The following is a 343-nucleotide window of genomic DNA, read 5'->3' on the forward strand; positions in this document are numbered from 1 at the left end:
GCCGAGGGGCGGGTGCGCGGCCTCACCGACGACCAGCTCATCGAACGGCACCCCGTCCTGCTGGCCCTGCTGCCGCCCACCCTCGGCGCACGCGCCCAGCTGCCCGCCCGTACCGGATGGACCGCCGCTCCGCGCGGCGTGGGAGCGCTGCCTGTCCGGGAAGGGCTGCGGCTGCGGATCCGATGGGTGCAGGAGATGCAGGCGCGGATGGTCCAGGAGATGAGCGGGCGGCTCGACGCCGGGGACTGCGGCCTCGGACCCGACCGGCTCCTGCTGCTGCGGTGGGCCGAACTGGTGCGGGTGACCGAGGGGGGTGCGCTGCCCGCCGACCTCGACCGGCGGA

General features: G+C 76.4%; 1 pseudogene. It reads left to right on the forward strand.

Going from position 1 to position 343, the window contains the following annotated elements:
- Nucleotides 1–343, forward strand: a pseudogene (locus tag AOK24_RS20695) (PEP/pyruvate-binding domain-containing protein); the annotation flags it as partial.

The sequence above is a fragment of the Streptomyces niveiscabiei genome (assembly GCF_001419795.1).
GTDB classification, from domain to species: Bacteria; Actinomycetota; Actinomycetes; order Streptomycetales; family Streptomycetaceae; genus Streptomyces; species Streptomyces niveiscabiei.